The organism is Flavobacterium arsenatis, assembly GCF_031456785.1.
Classification (GTDB): Bacteria; Bacteroidota; Bacteroidia; order Flavobacteriales; family Flavobacteriaceae; genus Flavobacterium; species Flavobacterium arsenatis.
Genome location: NZ_JAVDVI010000003.1, coordinates 127,991 through 148,100, shown reverse-complemented (window position 1 = coordinate 148,100; position 20,110 = coordinate 127,991). Strand labels below are relative to the sequence as shown.

The 20,110-nt window shown below is 34.9% G+C and carries 16 protein-coding genes; 7 read left to right on the top strand and 9 right to left on the bottom strand.

Features of this window, described 5'->3' with window-relative positions; all coding sequences use genetic code 11:
* Nucleotides 1-177 precede the first annotated feature (177 nt).
* The 4 genes from J2X31_RS04710 to J2X31_RS04695 form a co-directional block, all read right to left on the bottom strand.
* Nucleotides 178-3,066 (bottom strand): FIDD domain-containing protein, encoded by a 2,889-nt coding sequence (locus J2X31_RS04710; protein ID WP_310024874.1) that lies wholly within the window; start codon nucleotides 3,064-3,066, stop codon nucleotides 178-180.
* Nucleotides 3,067-3,159: 93 nt separating this feature from the next.
* A complete protein-coding gene (locus tag J2X31_RS04705) occupies nucleotides 3,160-3,939 on the bottom strand; it encodes a hypothetical protein (protein WP_310024873.1) in 780 nt (259 codons plus the stop codon).
* Between the two features lie 18 nt (nucleotides 3,940-3,957).
* Nucleotides 3,958-5,400 carry a RagB/SusD family nutrient uptake outer membrane protein gene (locus J2X31_RS04700; RefSeq protein ID WP_310024871.1) on the bottom strand — a complete coding sequence of 481 codons (1,443 nt, stop codon included), beginning with the start codon at nucleotides 5,398-5,400 and terminating at the stop codon, nucleotides 3,958-3,960.
* Nucleotides 5,401-5,411: 11 nt separating this feature from the next.
* On the bottom strand, nucleotides 5,412-8,603 hold the full coding sequence (locus J2X31_RS04695; RefSeq protein ID WP_310024869.1) for a SusC/RagA family TonB-linked outer membrane protein: 3,192 nt from the start codon (nucleotides 8,601-8,603) through the stop codon (nucleotides 5,412-5,414).
* Nucleotides 8,604-8,981: 378 nt separating this feature from the next.
* Between J2X31_RS04695 and rnhB the strand changes: the two genes are divergently transcribed.
* The gene (gene rnhB / locus J2X31_RS04690; protein ID WP_310024866.1) at nucleotides 8,982-9,581 is read left to right on the top strand and encodes a ribonuclease HII; all 600 of its coding nucleotides are present in this window, start codon (nucleotides 8,982-8,984) and stop codon (nucleotides 9,579-9,581) included.
* Nucleotides 9,582-9,590: 9 nt separating this feature from the next.
* Here the strand turns inward: rnhB and lipB are convergent, their stop codons facing one another.
* Entirely contained in the window at nucleotides 9,591-10,304 is a 714-nt protein-coding gene (gene lipB, locus J2X31_RS04685; RefSeq protein WP_310024863.1) for a lipoyl(octanoyl) transferase LipB, read from the bottom strand.
* Nucleotides 10,305-10,355: 51 nt separating this feature from the next.
* Complete coding sequence (locus J2X31_RS04680) at nucleotides 10,356-11,084, bottom strand: hypothetical protein (protein ID WP_310024860.1); 729 nt, start codon at nucleotides 11,082-11,084, stop codon at nucleotides 10,356-10,358.
* Nucleotides 11,085-11,426: 342 nt separating this feature from the next.
* Here J2X31_RS04680 and lysS point away from each other — a divergent pair, with 342 nt between their 5' ends.
* The 3 genes from lysS to J2X31_RS04665 all read left to right on the top strand — a co-directional run bounded on the left by lysS (nucleotide 11,427) and on the right by J2X31_RS04665 (nucleotide 14,172).
* Entirely contained in the window at nucleotides 11,427-13,124 is a 1,698-nt protein-coding gene (gene lysS, locus J2X31_RS04675; RefSeq protein WP_310024859.1) for a lysine--tRNA ligase, read from the top strand.
* A 147-nt stretch (nucleotides 13,125-13,271) separates the two neighbouring features.
* Nucleotides 13,272-13,733 carry a hypothetical protein gene (locus tag J2X31_RS04670; protein ID WP_310024858.1) on the top strand — a complete coding sequence of 154 codons (462 nt, stop codon included), beginning with the start codon at nucleotides 13,272-13,274 and terminating at the stop codon, nucleotides 13,731-13,733.
* Between the two features lie 73 nt (nucleotides 13,734-13,806).
* Nucleotides 13,807-14,172, top strand: a complete 366-nt coding sequence (locus J2X31_RS04665; RefSeq protein ID WP_310024857.1) for a hypothetical protein — start codon at nucleotides 13,807-13,809, stop codon at nucleotides 14,170-14,172.
* Between the two features lie 50 nt (nucleotides 14,173-14,222).
* Here J2X31_RS04665 and hemL read toward each other — a convergent pair whose 3' ends face one another.
* The 3 genes from hemL to J2X31_RS04650 all read right to left on the bottom strand — a co-directional run bounded on the left by hemL (nucleotide 14,223) and on the right by J2X31_RS04650 (nucleotide 17,353).
* Nucleotides 14,223-15,509 (bottom strand): glutamate-1-semialdehyde 2,1-aminomutase, encoded by a 1,287-nt coding sequence (gene hemL / locus J2X31_RS04660; protein ID WP_310024856.1) that lies wholly within the window; start codon nucleotides 15,507-15,509, stop codon nucleotides 14,223-14,225.
* Nucleotides 15,510-15,573: 64 nt separating this feature from the next.
* Nucleotides 15,574-16,443, bottom strand: coding sequence for a glucosaminidase domain-containing protein (locus J2X31_RS04655; protein ID WP_310024854.1), 870 nt, complete (start codon nucleotides 16,441-16,443; stop codon nucleotides 15,574-15,576).
* Complete coding sequence (locus J2X31_RS04650; RefSeq protein ID WP_310024852.1) at nucleotides 16,436-17,353, bottom strand: 1-aminocyclopropane-1-carboxylate deaminase/D-cysteine desulfhydrase; 918 nt, start codon at nucleotides 17,351-17,353, stop codon at nucleotides 16,436-16,438. The genes J2X31_RS04655 and J2X31_RS04650 overlap by 8 nt, the downstream gene beginning before the upstream one ends.
* A 357-nt stretch (nucleotides 17,354-17,710) precedes the next feature.
* Between J2X31_RS04650 and J2X31_RS04645 the strand changes: the two genes are divergently transcribed.
* From J2X31_RS04645 to J2X31_RS04635, 3 genes are read left to right on the top strand one after another with little or no spacing between them, the layout of a single operon-like run.
* Nucleotides 17,711-17,887: a C1orf53 family protein gene (locus J2X31_RS04645; protein WP_310024851.1), complete on the top strand. Its 177-nt coding sequence runs from the start codon at nucleotides 17,711-17,713 to the stop codon at nucleotides 17,885-17,887.
* 58 nt (nucleotides 17,888-17,945) lie between these two features.
* Nucleotides 17,946-19,928, top strand: coding sequence for a urocanate hydratase (gene hutU, locus J2X31_RS04640; protein ID WP_310024850.1), 1,983 nt, complete (start codon nucleotides 17,946-17,948; stop codon nucleotides 19,926-19,928).
* Nucleotides 19,929-19,937: 9 nt separating this feature from the next.
* The gene (locus J2X31_RS04635) at nucleotides 19,938-20,105 is read left to right on the top strand and encodes a hypothetical protein (protein ID WP_310024849.1); all 168 of its coding nucleotides are present in this window, start codon (nucleotides 19,938-19,940) and stop codon (nucleotides 20,103-20,105) included.
* The last annotated feature ends 5 nt before the right edge of the window (nucleotides 20,106-20,110 follow it).

The window sequence follows — 20,110 nt, the reverse complement described above, 5'->3', positions numbered from 1 at the left end:
ATAAATAAAAATTAAAACAAACTGTTAAACTTGACTATCACTTGTTATCCAACTAGACTAAATTTAAAACATCTTGAATCAAAATAACCCTATTATTCTCTATATAAAATTATAGTTAAAGAAAATAATCTACCAAGAAAATAAATGCTATTCAAAATTTGCAAGGCAGTAGTAGTTTTATCTTTTTAAAGTAAAATGTCCCTTGAATATTCCATTTTGCCGATTGACAACAAACCAATAATCATCAGAAGGGAGATTATTTCCTTCAAAGGTGCCGTCCCATCCTTTTTCAGCTCCAAAAAACTTTTTTAATAGCTTCCCATACCTGTCAAAAATTAAAACTTCTAAGTTTGGCTCTTCTTCGGATGAAAACTTAATCTTCCAGAAATCATTATATCCATCATTATTTGGTGTGAAAAATCTAGGATAATCTAATAAAAAAACTTTTTCTTCAACTGTTCCGCAACCATATATATCATTTACATACACGGTATATTCGCCTGAAGCAAGATTATCAAAATATGGATTGTCCTGGAAATTGATTCCATCTAATGAATAATGATACTCGCCTATTCCTTCTGCATGTACAAACAAACTATTTTGCATTCCATTCCAATCCTGTATTTCAATATTTCTTATGGTAGCCAAACCTGAATTTCTAACTATAAAATTAATGGTTGTAAAACAAACGACGTCTCCATAATCTTCTGATACAGTAACAAAATGATTTCCTAAATCGTAAATTTCAGTTTGATTCGAGACATCTCCATTCGACCATAAATAAGAAGAAAATCCAACTGGCAAGTTAATTCTAACCGATTCCCTACCTTCACAAATAGCATATACATCCTTTAATTCTATAATTGGTTTGGCTTTAGAAAAAATTTCAAAATTGGTTATATCAAAACACTCTTCGTTTAATCTGTTACTAACTCTTGCGTAAATAGTTTCGTAAACTGATTGTGTGCTATAAAGCAATGGAAGTTCTTCCTCCCCATTAATAGCATCTTCCATATTTTTATAAAATGAAACTTCAAATTCGTCTAACGATTGATTTCCTAAAATAGATGGTATTTGTAGGTTCAAATCAAATTCCGCCCCGTTTTCATCATAACAGCCGAAAAAATTAGATGGCTGATTTGCAAAAGGCATTTTATAGAACCCAACATTAAATGATGAAATAGCGTAGCAATCTTCAGAGAGTACATTATAAATTCTTGCAAAAATCTGTTGCGGATTAGAACTATTTGAAAAGGAATTTTCTAAATCATTTTCACCTAATTCAGCTTCAGATTCACTTAAATGATAAGACACTCTAAAGGAATTCGAATCTTGATTTAATGCTATCAAATTATTGGACGAAAGATCAAACACCCCTAACCCATCATTCGCAATATCATCACAAATAAAAATATCGTTTAGTACTGTAGGTTTTGGTTTTTGATATAATTTAATTTTAAAATTAGAAACTACTGCACATTCTTTATTTTCCAAATGAAAAACCCTAACATAAATATCAGATTCCCCAAATGTCAAATTATAGTTAGTTGCAATCTTTTGTCCATCGTTCAGTGCTTTTTGATAAGAATCAAAATAACTAACTCCATAAGACGACGATGTCTGCTGATCCAAATAAAAATAATCATATTGTGTCAAATCAATAGATTCAATATTTTCGCTACATAAAAATACGTCAAGGCTTTCATCTGCAATTACTGGCGGTGTGTAAATTGTTATGTCTTTTTGCTTGGAAACAGTTCCGTCATTGGAAGTTGCTGTTACTGTTACTGTATAATTTCCTGCATTCTGATAGGAATGGACAGGAGCCAAAAGATTTGAAGAATTTCCATCTCCAAAATCCCAATGAATAGTATTTATCTCTATATCAGATAAAAATTTAAATGCTGTTGAACTCCCAAGGCAAAGATTATCTGCTAATATTGAACCATAAAAATAGGATTGATTGAATTGTGGCAATCCATTCATCACTACACCTGGACTAACATCAATACTGTTTCTTGCAAAATTACAGCCAGTTCCTAAAACTTCAGGATCATTAATCACACTCAAATAGTTAGTTCCTGACATAGCCACATAAATCTTAAAATCCGGAGCCATTTGCAATGCATACATTTCTCCGCCATCACTTTCAGTGTGAATAATTTTCTTTGACGAAGGAATATCCTGTACTGTTAAATCATATTGATGTAATTCATCGAGCTTTGCCCCCTCACCAGTAGTTAAATAAACCAAATTACCCGATAAAGAAAACTCAACTCCATAACAACTATGATTAGTAGAAATAATTTTTGGATTAGTTATTTGCCCAGTTTCTCTATTAAAATCAAACAATTCGGTTAACAGACCATAATTAGCGGATATGATTTTCTTACCATTAGGAGAAACTTTAAGATAACCTATCGTATGATAAAGCAATCCATCAATAACTGCTCCAACTTGACTAATTACTGGATTGGGATTAACACCTTCACTTGTTACAGAAAAAGAAAAAAAACTATCACCTGTATCACTAAACATCCCGCTAAATCCATGTGTTATGACCCAAAAACCATTACCTTCGGAATTTCTGACTACAGTTAATTTTTCACAAACAGGACTTATTAACGATACATTTTTCACTTCATTTACATCTCCAAGACCATTATTTAGTTCCATATCTACTTCTGAATATCTTAACGCACCTGTACCCAAATTAGGAACTGTAAAAATATAATAAATTGAAGAAGAACCTGGTTTAGGAAGTATAATAGAAGATTGCGTACTTGAAATATTACCATATAACCCCGTTCCATTAGGCATAATTTGATGGCTTTTATCATATACATTCATTCCATCTGTATAAAACAACAATTCTCCAAAAGGAGTAGAAATTGAAGAACAGCCTTCTTCTGTAGATAATTCACCATCATGAATTACTGTTGGCGAACCAGAATTGAAATTTAATCCACAATTATCACCAAAATACCAAAAATTTGCTTCCCCTTGAGAAAAGCAAAATCCCGACATGAGTAATAGTAAAAATGAAAAAATTTTCTGAAAATTCATAATCTCAAAATAAACTTACAATATACAAAAAAAATTATAAAAAAAGAGCTATCAAATTTTGATAGCTCTTTTAAAAAAAAATTAGATTTATTGCTATTGAATAACAAACGTTTTAATCTCTTGAAAAACTCCTGTAGGTGCTCCAGATATTAATGTCTCTCCTCCAACTTTTATAGAATATGCTCCATTACCAGTTGCACAACATATACCATCTCCATAAGAATCATAAAGGACGAAAGTATACTCCCCAGGAATCAAACAGAATGACTTTTCAAATGTTGCTCTACCACGAACATAAGGACCATCTCCATCAACTAACGTAGAACCACGGTAAAGCTCCCAAGAAGTCTCATCTGCATATTGATCAAAGGTTATTAGCAATGTAGCTTTACTTTGACCATCGCCACATGCTCTAGTAAAACTAAACACAACACGATCTTTACCATTAGTAAACTTACCATCTTCACCTGGTGAAACCAAATCAAAAGCCATTGTTTTAGTAACTCCCACTACAAGATTTCCAGGCGTGATATTAATCTGACCATACCCTTTTACAGAACCAGCAGGAACAGTAATCTGCCCATTAAAGGTGTAATCTGCCGATGTAGCTTCAATTAGCTGATCATTACCAGGTATATCTGCAAAAGGCACATTTACAACTGTAAAAGTCCTATCAACGTTAGAAGGCTTAGTAACATTAACTTCTAATTCATAAACCGGAGTCGCTGGATGTATATCCGCCAAAATAGTAGGTCGTGGAAAAGATACTGAATTAAACGGTACATCATTTATCGAGGCAACATCATTTTCCTCACAACTATTGAAAAGTAGTGATACAAACAATACCCCGACTATTTTATAAACATTTTTCATAATAAACTTTATTAATTATTAAAGAGGATTTTGATCTCCTATTAAAGGGTTACCATTAATTTCAGATTGAGGAATTTGAAAAACAAACTTAGGAGAAGCAGCAGGATAATTAAACAATCCGAACGAAACATGATTCGTACCTGCATAATCACGCTCTAGAGCCATATTCCATCTTTTCATATCAAAGAAAGCAAAACCTTCACCCCATAACTCCAATTTTCTTTGAAAACGGATTTCATTAAGCAAGGCAGGTCCGCTGTTAGATGACAAATTATAACCTGCATCTCTTGTAGAAACCAAATTATATAATGCTTGTCTCGCTCCAGCTTCATCTCCGCTCAACGCTTTTGCTTCAGCCTCAATCAAGAACATTTCAGCAGAACGCATGAACACATAATCTCCTTCGAAATTAGTATCATCCACAAATTTTATATTTGCATATTTAGGCAATCCAAAAGGATTTCCGTTATCAACAAACCAACCTTTTCTTGAATCTGTAGCTGAAATGTTATCAAAAATTCTTCTATCAACTGACTTATAAATTCCTAACTGTCCAGCGTAACCAGGATTTAAATTCCCTATCTGAGAGAAAAAAGATGCATAAACTGTTGAAGTTACTGTATTGATATCAGCTCCCCAAATCCATTCAGAATTTGTGATTTTATTAAAACCATCAAAAACATCTGTCATTAAAGGATGACCGGTTCTAGCTATCACAGCATAATTAGCTGCCTCAGCATAAGATCCATACTCCAAGTAATATCTTGCCAAGAAACCAGCAACAACATTTTTGTCAATAGCCACTTTATTAGGTCTAGTATAAGATCCTAACAAAGTGTAAGCCTCTTCCAAATCATCAATAATCAATTCTTTGATTTCAGAAGTTGGACGTCTTTCAGGGAAGGTTAAATCAGTAGTGTAAACTGGAATACCTAATTCTCCGTTTCCATAAAGACGGATTAATTGAAAATATGCATAACCTCTCATTGCCAGCATACGCCCTCTAATTTGTTTCAGTTCTTCAATTTCTGTGCCTTGTGGCACCAATGCAAGACCCTCATTCATATTATAAATCACTTTATAATAAAATTTCCAAACCATATCAGTACGTATAGAAGGCTCAGTACGTGCAGTATAATTATAATAATTAACAAACCAATGAGAGGCTACCTGAACCATATCATTACTCATCAAATCAGTTCCCAGATTAACAGCCATGTGACCGAAATCATCATGAATATTTCCATTACCAGCTGTATTAAAATCATTTAGGAAAAGATTATTTCCTCCTTCTAACCCAGAAGTCAAAAGCAAACTAGCTTCGGGCGAAGAACTAGCCAAATCCTGTAACTGCCCAGTTGAAACCAAACTTTCTGAATCACTTTCCAAAAAGTTGTCTGAACAGGACGACAGTATCAGTATGAATACCATCGCAAATAAAGCATTAAAATTATTTTTCATAACTATTATTATTAAAATTGAATATTAACTCCAAACGAAACAGTTCTCAATAATGAATACTTATTATCTGAACCACCCGTCACACCACCTACACGTGGATCGAATCCTTTTCTTTTAGACCAAAGAGCTACGTTATCTACCAATCCATAGAATCTTAAGCTACCCAATCCCATTTGTTCAACAAAAGCTTGTTTAAATGTATATCCTAAAGATATATTTTGGATACTCAAATAATCAGACTTAATAAGACCAAGTGTAGAAGTATTATAATATTGATTTGGATTTCCAACATCAACTCTAGGAAGCGTACCTCCTGTATTATCAGAAGTCCATGTTTGAGAAAAATCTCTATGTAGATTTTGACCTCTTTCATCAAGCGAAATAAGTCCCATATAAATACCATCATAAGAATAACCTCCCATTTGGTAAGCAAAACCAACTCCAAGATCGAAACCTTTATACTTCATATCAAAACCGAAACCTCCATAAACATCACTTAATGCTGATTTTCCAGTGTCATAACGATCTGCATCAGTATAATTTTCTGTTAAAATTCTCTGTCCAGGATTTGCAGCATCATCCATCCAAAACAAAGCTGCTCCAGTAGCCGGATTAACCCCAGCAAATTCCTGCATGAAATAATCATAAGCACCACCACCTTCTATAAAACGACGCTGATTATTAACAACAATATTGTTACCCTCACGACCAGGAAGTTCAGGCAATCTTGTAATTTCGTTTTTATAATGAGTAGCATTAAAGTTAACAGCAAACTGGAAATCTTGACCTCTAATTACATCTGCATTGATTGTTAACTCTATTCCTTTATTAGTCATATCACCAATGTTTTCTGGTTTAAATGAACCACCACTTGATGGCCCTAAAGGTCTCAAGAAAAGCATGTCTGTAACGTTTCTTTGAAAATATTCTGCTTCTACATTTAATCTTCTATCAAACAAACTAATATCGAATCCAGCATTGAAATTAGCATTAGTTTCCCAAGTAATATCCTTATTACCGACATAAACTCTAGTAAAATTCAAACCATCATCAGTATTTGTCAAAAAAACACTGTATTGATCGGCATAAGGAAAATCAACAGTAGCACCAACTTCAGCTCCAATAGCATCAGTAATATTATCATTTCCTTGCTCACCATAACTGGCTTTTAATTTTAATTCATCCAACCAGGAAACATCTTTTAAGAAACTTTCTTGAGAAACTCTCCAAGAAGCACCTAAACCATAGAAAGTACCCCATCTGTTATCTTGATGAAATCTAGAAGAACCATCTCTTCTAACACTTGCATTGATATAATACTTATTGTCATAATCATAAGCCAAACGGCTGAAAAAACCTTCAGTAGAATAAAGACTACCTCCTCCAGAATGACCTTGGTTAACCCCAGCATGATTTAAAACCGGACTGTTCGGCAATAGCAATCTAGAACGATTAGCACTAATAAAATCTCTTTGCCTATCAAGTGTTTCATGTCCTAATAAAACATCAAAATTATGGTTACCGAAAGACTTGTTATAATTCAACAACTGCTGTTGCGTATAAGACATTGTTCTGCTTGCCTGATAATTGACTCTACCACCTACATTTACTGCATCACCATATAGAGGAGTATCCAAAGATTTATAAGTAGACGAAAACAAGTCTCCTGTTAAGGTATAAGTAAACTTCAATCCATCAGCAATCTTATACTCTAAAAATCCAGTGGCAAACAAGTTATCTGTCTGGTATTTTTTAACATCATTTACAGCAGTAGCATAAGGATGCTGTAAAGACCCATAAGGTCTTACTGGCGAACCACCCACTCCAGTTCCATCATCAAACAAATGAGTACCGGTTGGTCCTAAAACTGGATTTCCAGCCGCATCATATAATCTTACAGGATAAATTGGTGCTATGTTACGTACCCAACCAAATGGACTACTGTAAGTACCTCCTCCATCCCATCCATCAGGAGCATTTTGTGTATTATGTGAATATGCAAGATTAGCCCCTACTTTAAATTTATCTGTAACTTGAGAATCAAACTTTAGTCTTGTAGTAATTTTCTCTAAACCAGAATTAACCACATATCCATCATTTTTTTCGTATCCAACAGAAAAGAAGTGAGTAGAGTTTTCAGTACCACCCGATACACTCATATGACTTTGAGTAAAAAACCCATCTCCAAATAAATAATCAGACCAATCTTCATTATACTTCAACGAAGTAGCATTTGGATTCAATCTACCTGTTAAAGGATCTACCAAAGAACCATTCGGCACATCTCTATACGCATTATAATTTAATCCCAACTCTCCATTTATCAAACCAGCACTTGCAGCATTTGAAGCAGCAGCAGCACTTAAATTAGAAGGACCAAACATAAAACCATTCTTCAATGCCTGATGATAACCTTCATAATATTCTTTTTGACCCGTCATAATATCATACTCAGGCACTGCACGTGAAGCAAAACCAGATTTAGAGTCAACAGTAATTACCGTCTTCTTGTTTTTACCTTTTTTAGTTGTAATAATGATTACACCATTCGCACCTCTATTTCCATAAAGCGCTGCCGCTGATGCATCTTTCAAAAACGACATGGACTCTATGTCATTATTATTTATAGAAGCAACATCACCGTTAAACGGAACACCGTCAACAACATACAAAGGAGCAGCCGACGCACTAAGCGAACCTATACCTCTAAAACGAATTACAGCAGGCTCACCCGGCAAACCATTATTGTTAAAAACCTGAACACCCGCAACTTTACCTACCAAACCTTGCGTTACGTTACCTGAAGTGATTTTTGTAATCGCCTCTGCTTTTACCTCACCAACAGAACCTGTTAAAGATTCTTTTGTCTGAACACCATAAGCTACTACAACAACTTCACCTAATTGCTGTGAATCTTCTTCCATTACAACATTAACAGAATTTGAAGCTCCAACAGTTGCTGATTGTGTTTTAAAACCAACATAGGTAAACTCAATAACTTGTCCTGAACTAGCTTTGATAGAATATTTACCATCAAAATCAGTTTGCGTACCAACTGTAGTACCTTTGACTACAACAGAAACACCTGGTAAAGGCATTCCTTTTTCCGTAACAATACCTGTGATTGTTTTTTCTTGTGCAAACGAAAACTGCATAGAAAACGCTAATAATAGCGCAAAAATCCATTTGAATTTCGATCTCATATAAAATTTAATTTGAATTAGTTATTCCGCAAACTTCTTAATAATTTCTTAATTAAACAAATATTTACAATGAATAATCTGAAAATTAACTTTTGAAGAGTTTTCAATAACTTGCTTCTTTCACTACATTATTCTCTGTTTAGATGAACTAATTTTAAAAAGGTTGCGTTATAATATTCACTTTTCTTAAATAATTCTCTAAAATACTTTTTAATTCATTAAATCTCAAATACTTAAATCCCTTTGTTTATAACCTTTTTCAGCGTTATGATAATTTAACTTAATCATAATCTTATACTAGGAAATAAATAAAAAAAACTTAATTTTAGCATTCCAAAATCACTTTAAAAACCAACTTTAAAGCATCAAAAAACTTTTATGCTACTTAATAATTTTTCCAATTTTACCCTCGAAGCTGGTACAGATGAAGCCGGAAGAGGTTGTTTAGCCGGTCCCGTAACCGCCGCCGCTGTCATTTTGCCCGAAAATTTCACCTTAAATCTGCTTAACGACTCGAAAAAACTCTCTGAAAAAACCAGAGATTTATTAAAACCCCTAATTGAACAGCAAGCCGTTTGTTTCTCAGTCACCCATCTTGAACCAATAATTATAGACGAAATAAATATCTTGAACGCTTCCATTAAAGCAATGCAAGAATGTATTCTCAAATTAAATACTACTCCTTTATATATCATAGTAGATGGAAATCGATTTAAACCGCTTGAAAACATTCCTCACAGTTGTATCATTAAAGGCGATTCTCTATATACGAGTATTGCAGCCGCTTCGGTTTTAGCAAAAACATATCGTGATCAATATATGAACAAGATACACGAAGAATACCCTATGTATAACTGGAAACAAAACAAAGGCTATCCTACAAAAGAGCATAGAGAAGCCATCCAAAAATATGGAACAACAAAATACCACCGGATGAGTTTTAGGCTACTTCCGGAACAATTGGAGTTAGATTTATAATTGTAGATTTTAGATTGAAGATTGAAGATTGAAATGACACCCAAAAAGCGCAGCAAAATGCTTTAAGATTCTTTCCTTTACTTCTGATTCATCCACTTTTTCTACACCAAGTTCAACATTTAAAGAAGTAACGGCTTTTCCTCGGATGCCACATGGAATAATATTATCAAAATATCCCAAATCGACATTTACATTCAAAGCCAATCCATGCATTGTGACCCAACGTGAAGCACGAACTCCCATTGCACAAATTTTTCGGGCAAATGGTGTTCCAGCATCGAGCCATACTCCTGTTTCGCCTTCGCTTCTGGTAGATTTTATACCATAATCAGCAAGCGTTAGGATAATTGCTTCTTCCAAGAATCGTAAATATTTGTGGATGTCGGTAAAGAAATTTTCTAAATCTAAGATAGGGTAGCCTACAATCTGACCGGGACCATGATAAGTAATATCTCCACCACGGTTAATTTTATAAAAAGTAGCACCTTTAGCCTCCAACTGCTTTTCGGAAAGCAATAAATTACTCAAGTCGCCACTTTTTCCTAACGTATAAACGTGTGGATGTTCAACAAAAAGAAAATGGTTTGGAGTTTCAAGATTAGCTTCCTCTCTCCTATTTCGGATTTTCAAATCCACAATATCCTTGAACAACGTTTCCTGATACTGCCATGTTTCATTATAATCTTTTCTTCCTAAATCCTGAAGTTGTACTGACTTGTTCATTTTGCAAATTTACGGCTTTGTTCAGATTTATTTTCAAAAGAATCTCACAATTTAATCCTCCAAGACAACTTCTAAAAAAGCCAATTCAGGTTTTTCCAAACAATCCAGCATTGGCAACTTCAATGTCAGACTTTTTCTATCTTCCGATAGAATTGCATCAGTATGTGAAACCGATTTTATTTTTCTCGGAAAATGATAATTCGCTGTATAACTACAGTTTCCAATATGCAGGATCGGTTTATAAAGCTCAATCGTTTCTTTATATTCATCATATCGCTCCTGATTCAAAACCTTAAAAGTTCGTCGAAAAGTGGTTCCATCAAAATTATAAGCAAAAATGGTTCGCTTCCTACTTGGATTTATTGCATAATTATTTTGCAAATCATCAACGTAATCCGTCACATGCGACAAATCTCCCGCATCATTGATATTCTTAAAAGGTGTAGAAATCGTAGTTCGATACTCTTTTGCATAAGAATCCTTCTTAATATGCACCTTCACATTCTCATATTTCCGCAACAAGGCCTGATATTCCTCTAAAAAAACATCAAAAGTTTCTTGCTCTTTCGCAATAACATCCTTAACCACATAAGTCGAATCAACAAATTCTTGCTCCTTAAAATAGTCCTCACCAAGATATTTCATATAAATGCTTTCATCACGTAATGATTCAGCCGTCACGTTTCCACTTCCATCTTCGTTAATGTAAACCTCTTCTTTTAAATGACAGGCACTAACAAGAAACATCAAAATTAAAGTTCGTAAAAATTTTATTCTCATTTGGTAGATATTTTCTCGCATAAACTAACGAAAAAAATAAATCTACATTATAAAACCAACACTCTTTTTAACTTTTATTTATAGAGCCAATCCCGTCAACGTTCCAAGTCGAGCTCTTTAAGGCTTTTTTTCCAAACAACAAAAAGGAGCTTCCTCTGGTCGCTCTTTTTCTTGAGGAAAAAATAGCCTTAAAAAGCCGGAGCTTTCCACTAATACCGGGGCTAGCTTCGCCGTTGGAAACTTTACCCAAAAAATAATCTTTCAGCCAAAATCCAACCATTTGAAACTTTGCGACTTTCAAACTTATACCCTACATTTGCAACTTCAAAAATTTACATCAAAATGGCACTATCAGAACAAGAAATCATCCGAAGAGAAAAACTCGGAACCTTGCGTGAACTCGGCATCAACCCCTATCCTGCGAATTTATTCCCAGTAAATCACACTTCAAAGCAAATAAAGGAAAGCTTCGAAGAAGGTAAGAAGGTTGTAGTTGCAGGCCGTTTGATGAGTGTTCGGGACCAAGGAAAAGCTTGTTTTGCTGAATTGCAGGATAGCGAAGGCCGAATTCAATTGTATCTGAACCGCGATGTAATTTGCCCAGAAGAAGACAAAACACTTTACAATCAAGTTTTTAAGAAACTGACTGATTTAGGTGATTTTATAGGAGTTGAAGGCGAATTATTCACCACAAAAGTAGGAGCCCAATGCATCAGAGTAGACAATTTCTCAATATTAAGCAAAACGCTTCGACCACTACCTTTACCAAAAGTGGATGAAGACGGAAAAGTGCACGATGCCTTCAACGATGCAGAATTACGCTACAGAATGCGTTATGTAGATTTGGTAGTAAACCCAAATGTGAAAGAAGTTTTCATGAAACGAACAAAATTGTTCACTGCCATGCGAAATTTCTTCAACGAAGCCGGTTATATGGAAGTTGAAACACCAATTTTGCAAGCAATTGCAGGTGGTGCTGCAGCCCGACCTTTTATTTCACATCATAATGCTTTGGATATTCCATTATATTTGAGAATTGCAAACGAACTGTATCTGAAAAGATTAATCGTTGGTGGTTTTGACGGCGTTTATGAATTCTCGAAAAACTTTCGTAACGAAGGAATGGACAGAACTCACAACCCGGAATTTACGGCTATGGAAATCTACGTAGCCTACAAGGATTACAACTGGATGATGAAGTTCACAGAGAAATTGCTCGAACATTGTGCAATTGCCGTAAACGGTACTTCAGAAACTACTTTTGGCGAACATAAAGTTGATTTCAAAGCACCTTATGCAAGAGTTACCATGACCGATGCCATCATAAAGTATACAGGTTTTGATATTTCTGGCAAAACCGAAGAAGAGCTTTTTACAGCCGCAAGAGGAATGGGAATTGATGTGGATAACACAATGGGTAAAGGAAAACTGATTGATGAGATTTTTGGAGCCAAATGCGAAGGAAATTTTATCCAGCCTACTTTTATTACTGATTATCCAAAAGAAATGTCGCCTTTATGCAAAGAACACCGCGACAATCCTGAACTGACAGAGCGTTTTGAGCTGATGGTTTGCGGAAAAGAAATAGCAAATGCCTATTCTGAACTTAATGATCCAATTGACCAAAGGGAGCGTTTTGAAGCCCAATTAAAACTAGCCGAAAAAGGGGATGACGAAGCAGGACAATTCATTGACGAAGACTTCTTAAGAGCTTTAGAATACGGAATGCCACCAACATCTGGACTTGGAATTGGTATGGACCGATTGATCATGTTCTTGACCAATAATGCTTCTATTCAAGAAGTTTTATTTTTCCCACAAATGCGTCCGGAAAAGAAACAAGTAGAACTTACCGAAGAAGAAAAATTGGTTATTGCCTTATTAAAAGCTAACGAAAATAAAATGGATTTGAACTCTTTGAAATTAAATTCAGGTTTAAGCGGAAAAAAATGGGATATCTCAATGAAAGGCCTTTCTAAACAAGGCTTGACAAAAGTTGTTGTGGATGGGGATTCAAAAATTGTGGAATTGGTTGGTTAATCTCAATACATATCAAAGAATGAAAAGGAGTTCAAATTGAGCTCCTTTTTTATGACTGGAAAAATCATAGACTTTAAAATTTCACTAATCCAATTAAACCTTTTCAATTGCTTAATGTCCAAGTGATATAACTTTAAAAAAAATATCATGAAAAAATTAATTGCAATTGCATTATTATTTGTTGGAATGACAAGTTTTGCACAAGAAAAAATTTCGAAAGAAAACAGAAAAGCACAAAGAGCAGAAATAGAGCAACTTACTCCAGAGCAAAGGAATCAATTACGCTTAAAGGAATTGACTCTTAAGCTTGACTTAAACGCTTCACAACAAAAAGAAATGGCTAAAATCATTGCTGAACAAACCACAAAACGTGAAGCCTTAAAAGCAGATATGAAATCTGCAAAGGAGAGCAACAAGAAACTAACAGCCGATGAACGTTTTGTGATGAAAAACAAAATGCTAGACGAAAAAATCGCCATGAAAGAAAGGGTGAAAAAAATCCTTACCCCTGAACAAGTTGAAAAATGGGAGAAAATGAAGGACGATAAAAAAAATCATTTCAAAAAAGGAATGAAAAAACATCAAGGAAAGAAAATGGAAAAGAAGTAATAAAAATAAAAGTTGTGTCTTTATCTAAAATTAATTAGATTTGACACAACTTAAAAACTAATTTTTATTAATTATGAAAAATATATTTGTAGCATTGGCATTGTTTTTTGCTCTTGGAGCAAGTGCTCAAGTCAAAAAAACTCCAGTAAAATCAAGTCCAGCAAAGGTAACTCCAGCAAAGGAATTGACCACTCTTGAAGTTGCTGAAAAAGATTTCAAAGCATTGAATGAAGTTGTTAGTATCACTAACGAATCTACAAAAGCTAATCTTATCAAGACTTTCGAGACTAAACATAGAGAATTGAAAAATGATTTATCTCAAGATAGAAAAGATGCCGTAAATCAATTCATTACAGCTCGTTTAGAGGAGCTTTTAGGAACTGCAGATTTCGCTAAGCTGAAAGCTAATACCAAATTGTTTAACAAATTGACAAAATAAAAAATACTTCTTTCATAAAAAAACGTCCTGAAAATCAGGACGTTTTTTATTTAAAATGATTTTGACACTTTCTTTACCGCTTCTATCGTAAAATCTAAATCTTCATAGCTCAATGCATCCGTTATGAACCATGTTTCATAAGCAGATGGAGCGATGTAAATTCCCTCTTTCAATAATCCGTGGAAGAATTTCTTGAACAATGGATTATCGCCTTTTCCTGCAGTTTTGAAATCCACAACCGGTTCAGGATCAAAATGAACCGATATCATTGACCCAACCCTATTGATGGTGAATTCCACATTATTTTCTTTTAGAACCTTGTCTATTCCAGCTTCCAGATAAGCTGTTTTTGCATCCAATCTCTTAAAAATTTCTTCATCTTCATTCAAAGCCTTCAACATTGCCAAACCGGCAGCCATAGCCAACGGATTTCCAGACAATGTTCCTGCTTGATAAACAGGTCCAACTGGAGCGAGATAATTCATAATTTCTTCTCTTGCTGCAAATGCACCAACAGGCAAACCTCCACCAATTACTTTTCCGAAGCAAACAATATCGGCTTGGATGTTGTATAATTCCTGGGCTCCACCTTTTGCAAGACGGAAACCGGTCATTACTTCATCGAAAATAAGCAAGATGCCATTATCGTCACAAAGTGTTCTCAATCCTTCTAAAAACCCTTCTTGAGGCGGAATACAGCCCATGTTTCCAGCAACTGGTTCAATAATTATGGAAGCGATTTCGCCTTTGTTAGCATTTATTAAAGTTTCAACACTTTCTAAATCATTATAATTTGCCAATAAAGTATCTTTGGCCGTCCCTGCTGTAACACCTGGACTATTTGGCGAACCAAAAGTAACAGCTCCGCTTCCTGCCTGAATCAAAAATGAGTCGGAATGACCGTGGTAGCAACCTGCAAATTTGATGATTTTATCTCTGTTTGTAAATCCTCTGGCCAAACGAATGGCACTCATACAAGCTTCTGTCCCTGAATTTACAAACCTGATTTTGTCAATTCCAGGTACCATATTTACAGCCAAAGTTGCAATTTCAGTTTCTAAAGCAGTTGGCATTCCGAAAGAAGTTCCCAGTTTTGCTCGACTGATTACAGCTTCAACAACAGGCTCATAAGCATGACCTAAAATCATTGGCCCCCAAGAGTTGATGTAGTCGATCAATCTTCTGTCGTCTTCATCATACAAATAGGCTCCTCTAGCATATTTTACAAAAATTGGCGTTCCTCCCACTGCTTTGAAAGCCCTTACTGGGGAATTTACACCCCCAGGAATTACTTTTTCTGCTTCAACAAAAAGCTGATTACTTCTTTGGTATATCATTTTAGATTTTAGATTTTAGACTTCAGATTTTGTTCTCTTAATTGAACACATCTGAATCCAAGAATTATTTTATGATTAATTTTTGTCCGATTGAAAGTGTGTTGTCCGAGAGGTTATTCTTCTTCTTCAACTCATCGACCGTTAGATTGAATTTTTTTGAAATTGAATAAAAAGTGTCGCCTTTTTGAACCTCATATAAATTCCCTACCTGATGATCGGCAATTTGAATCGGCTTATTTGATTTTTCAGAAGGAACAAAATTGTTTCCTAGAACTTCTGCATCATATTGATGCAAATTGTATCGTTCAATGTAGCCAATTAATTTTTCTGGATACTTTGGATCGGTTGCATATCCCGCTTTTCTCAACCCTTTTGCCCAAGCCTCATAATCGTCTTTTTCTAATTGAAACAAACTTGCATAACGGCTTCTTCCTGTTAAAAATAAAGCATGATCTTTGTAGGATTCAGCAGGATCTTTGTATTTTCTAAAACATTCCTGTGCGGCATCATCGTCATGGTGAACCGTTTCTCCTGTCCAGCCCGTATGGCATTTTATTCCAAAATGATTGTTGGAGTTTTTAGCCAATTCGCCTCTTCCTGCTCCAGATTCTAAAATTCCTTGTGCCAAAATGATACTGGCCGGAATTCCATAGGTTTTCATATTTCCTTTTGCAATATCCTTAAAATCATTTACATAATTAAAAACCACATCGCTATAAACCACTGTTTTTGAAGTAGATTCAATCACTTCCTGTCTTCCATTTGAATTGGAATTTGTTGTTGCAACTGGCTTTTTTGTTGTGACGGGCTTTTTTGTTGCAACCGATTTATTTGTTTTTGGAGGTGTTTTCTTGGTAGTTCTTACATATTTCTTGGAAGAATTACAACTAAAGAAAACCAGAATGGTGAGTAGAAATAGAATTTTTTTAAACATCTGTATTTATTTTGGATAATTTCTTTTTTTCTAACAACTGATTCATTCCTGCAATTCCCTGAAGGCCACCGGTATGAATAATTAAAATCTTGGAATTGCTTGGAAAATAATCGTTTTGCATCAAATCCATAACGCCAAAAACCATCTTTCCTGTATAAATCGGGTCTAAAAGAATCTTGGTCTTTTCTGAAAATTGATTCAAAAACAGCACTAATTCTTCATTAATTTTCCCGTAACCTCCAAAATGATAGTCTGTTATCAGTTGCCAATTATCGTGCTGTGCAAAATTACGAATTTCATTTTGTAAAAAGTCACCTTTTAACGCAGGAAAGCCCAAAACTTTTTGATTTAGAGAAGCACTGTTGATGATTCCAGAAATGGTTCCGCCTGTTCCAACAGCACAACATACATAGTCAAAAACTGCATCTTCTATCGTTAAAATTTCTTCGCAACCTCTTACAGCTAAAGTATTCGTTCCGCCTTCAGGAATAAGATAAAAACTTCCAAATCTTAATTTCAAAGCTTCCAAAAATTCTAAATTTTTCTTATTTGAATATTCTTCTCTCGAAACAAATTCAAGTTGCATTCCGTTTTCCTTTGCGAATTTCAAGGTTGGATTTTCGTTTATCTTATCATTCAATTCATCGCCTCTAATGATGCCAATCGTTTTGAAACCTTCCAGTTTTCCAGCCATTGCAACTGCCGAAATATGATTTGAAAATGCTCCTCCAAAAGTCAGTAATGTCGTTTGATTTTCATTTTTTGCTTGAAGCAAATTGTATTTCAACTTTCGGAATTTATTTCCCGAAACAAAAGGATGTATCAAATCTTCACGCTTGATGAAAACCTCAATATTTCGCTTTTCGTCCTTAAAAGCAAATTGATTTTTGACCTCTATTATTTCAATCATTTTTTTAAATAGTTATGAAAACTCCAAAAACGCATCTCGTTTATATAATTCAAATTTTGTTCGTTAGCATAGGCTTCCCGTTCAAAACTTATGTTTCGATACGCTTTATTTCTATCCTTAAATTGAAACCATCGAAATAAAAATTCAATCATATACCAAATCAAAAAAGGAAAAACCAATAATTGCATTTGCTGTTTGATGTGAATTTTTTCGTGATTGATGAGTACTTTATTTGCCTTATCGAAATCATTCCGAACCATTATAAATGGAAACAGCGTTAAACCATTATATCCTTTCGGAATTAAATATTTCGTAACGATAACAAACATTTGTTGTAAAGTTTATATTTTTGTGCTTATGAACGAGCAAAATAAGGAAAATAAATTAATTGAGGGCGAAGATTTTTATTATACTCCCGAAGGTTATAAATGTTTTACCGAAAAACACCATCTCAAACGAGGATATTGTTGCAAAAGTGGCTGTCGACATTGTCCTTATGGCTTTGATAAGAAAACTGGCGAAATTAAAAAGTAAACAGTGTTCAGTAACAGCTAAAAAAAATACAACTCATAACTTACAACATACAACTAAAATGACTTTCCAAGAACAAATACAACAAGGAATTCCATCCATTTTACCACAACCAAAGCCTTACGAAATTGCTATAAATCACGCTCCTAAAAGAAAAGAAATTCTTTCGGATGAAGAAAAAAAACTGGCCGTTCGTAATGCTTTAAGATATTTTGAACCAAAAGACCACACTGTTTTGGCAAAGGAATTTTTGGAAGAATTGAATACCTACGGTAGAATTTACATGTACCGTCTTCGTCCTGATTATAGAATGTATGCAAGGCCAATTTCTGAATATCCTGGAAAATGCGAACAGGCGAAAGCTATCATGTTGATGATTCAAAACAATTTGGATTATGCCGTGGCACAACATCCTCACGAATTGATTACATATGGCGGAAATGGAGCTGTTTTCTCGAATTGGGCTCAATATCTATTGACTATGAAATACCTTTCGGAAATGACCGAAGAGCAAACTTTGGCAATTTATTCTGGACATCCGATGGGATTATTTCCTTCACATAAAGATGCTCCAAGAGTTGTGGTTACGAACGGAATGATGATTCCAAATTACTCCAAACCGGATGATTGGGAGAAATTTAATGCTTTAGGAGTAACCCAATACGGTCAAATGACGGCCGGAAGTTATATGTACATCGGACCTCAAGGAATTGTTCACGGAACGACAATTACAGTTTTGAATGGTTTCAGAAAAATAAAAAAATCGCCTTCTGGTGGATTGTTCGTGACTTCAGGTTTGGGCGGAATGTCGGGAGCTCAACCAAAAGCCGGAAACATTGCAGGTTGCGTTACGGTTTGTGCAGAAGTAAATCCGAAAATTACACACATTCGCCATTCTCAAGGTTGGATCAATGAAATTATCGAAAACATTGAAGAACTGGTGCCTAGAGTCAAAAAAGCATTGGACAATAAAGAAGTCGTTTCGATTGCCTATTTAGGAAATGTGGTAGATGTTTGGGAACGATTTGACCAAGAAAATCTGCATATTGATTTAGGTTCCGACCAAACTTCGTTGCACAATCCTTGGGCTGGTGGTTATTATCCAACTGGTTATACTTTTGAAGAATCGAATGAATTGATGGCGAACAATCCTGAAAAATTTAAGGAAGAAGTTCAAAAAACACTTCGTCGTCATGCCGATGCCATCAATAAACATACGGCAAAAGGTACTTATTTCTTCGACTACGGAAATGCTTTTCTATTGGAAGCTTCGCGAGCTGGAGCTGATATTATGGCCGAAAATAAAATCGATTTCAAATATCCGAGTTATGTTCAAGACATTATGGGACCAATGTGTTTCGATTATGGATTTGGACCTTTTCGATGGGTTTGTACATCTGGAAATCCAGAAGATTTAGCCAAAACTGATAAAATTGCTTGTAATGTATTGGAAGAAATGATGAAAAATTCGCCAGAGGAAATCCAACAGCAAATGGCTGATAATATCCAGTGGATCAAAGGAGCTCAAGAAAACAAATTGGTTGTTGGGTCTCAAGCCCGAATTTTATATGCCGATGCCGAAGGAAGAATCAAAATTGCCGAAGCTTTCAACCAAGCGATTGCCAGAGGCGAGATAGGCTATGTAGTTTTAGGCCGTGATCATCACGATGTTTCCGGAACCGATTCTCCATACAGAGAAACTTCAAATATCTATGACGGTTCGCGTTTTACGGCCGATATGGCGATTCAAAACGTAATTGGCGACAGTTTTAGAGGTGCCACATGGGTATCCATTCACAACGGTGGTGGAGTTGGTTGGGGCGAAGTTATAAACGGTGGCTTTGGTATGGTTCTTGATGGCTCTAAAGAAGCCTCAAGACGTTTAGAATCAATGCTTTTCTGGGATGTAAACAACGGAATTTCCCGAAGAAATTGGGCACGAAACGAAGGAGCTATTTTTGCAATAAAACGAGCAATGGAAACGCAACCTTTGCTAAAAGTAACCATCCCTAATTTAGTAGATGATGCTATTTTAGATTTTTAATTTATTCAGATGAAAAAAGCAAATAGTATATCTTTGATGATTCTCGGTTGTGCTCTTCTTCCAATAGGAATTTTGACCGAAAATCTTTTTGTAAAATACTCCACGCTTTTTACTTCTATATTGCTGAATATTATTGCAATTGTATTGAGTTTCAAAGAGAAAAACGAAAATAAATAAAATGA

Bases quoted from the DNA above. Each gene is read 5' to 3' on its own strand.
- J2X31_RS04710 (WP_310024874.1), bottom strand. From the start codon at position 3,066: ATGAATTTTCAGAAAATTTTTTCATTTTTACTATTACTCATGTCGGGA.
- J2X31_RS04705 (WP_310024873.1), bottom strand. From the start codon at position 3,939: ATGAAAAATGTTTATAAAATAGTCGGGGTATTGTTTGTATCACTACTT.
- J2X31_RS04700 (WP_310024871.1), bottom strand. From the start codon at position 5,400: ATGAAAAATAATTTTAATGCTTTATTTGCGATGGTATTCATACTGATA.
- J2X31_RS04695 (WP_310024869.1), bottom strand. From the start codon at position 8,603: ATGAGATCGAAATTCAAATGGATTTTTGCGCTATTATTAGCGTTTTCT.
- rnhB (WP_310024866.1), top strand. From the start codon at position 8,982: ATGCTACTTAATAATTTTTCCAATTTTACCCTCGAAGCTGGTACAGAT.
- lipB (WP_310024863.1), bottom strand. From the start codon at position 10,304: ATGAACAAGTCAGTACAACTTCAGGATTTAGGAAGAAAAGATTATAAT.
- J2X31_RS04680 (WP_310024860.1), bottom strand. From the start codon at position 11,084: ATGAGAATAAAATTTTTACGAACTTTAATTTTGATGTTTCTTGTTAGT.
- lysS (WP_310024859.1), top strand. From the start codon at position 11,427: ATGGCACTATCAGAACAAGAAATCATCCGAAGAGAAAAACTCGGAACC.
- J2X31_RS04670 (WP_310024858.1), top strand. From the start codon at position 13,272: ATGAAAAAATTAATTGCAATTGCATTATTATTTGTTGGAATGACAAGT.
- J2X31_RS04665 (WP_310024857.1), top strand. From the start codon at position 13,807: ATGAAAAATATATTTGTAGCATTGGCATTGTTTTTTGCTCTTGGAGCA.
- hemL (WP_310024856.1), bottom strand. From the start codon at position 15,509: ATGATATACCAAAGAAGTAATCAGCTTTTTGTTGAAGCAGAAAAAGTA.
- J2X31_RS04655 (WP_310024854.1), bottom strand. From the start codon at position 16,443: ATGTTTAAAAAAATTCTATTTCTACTCACCATTCTGGTTTTCTTTAGT.
- J2X31_RS04650 (WP_310024852.1), bottom strand. From the start codon at position 17,353: ATGATTGAAATAATAGAGGTCAAAAATCAATTTGCTTTTAAGGACGAA.
- J2X31_RS04645 (WP_310024851.1), top strand. From the start codon at position 17,711: ATGAACGAGCAAAATAAGGAAAATAAATTAATTGAGGGCGAAGATTTT.
- hutU (WP_310024850.1), top strand. From the start codon at position 17,946: ATGACTTTCCAAGAACAAATACAACAAGGAATTCCATCCATTTTACCA.
- J2X31_RS04635 (WP_310024849.1), top strand. From the start codon at position 19,938: ATGAAAAAAGCAAATAGTATATCTTTGATGATTCTCGGTTGTGCTCTT.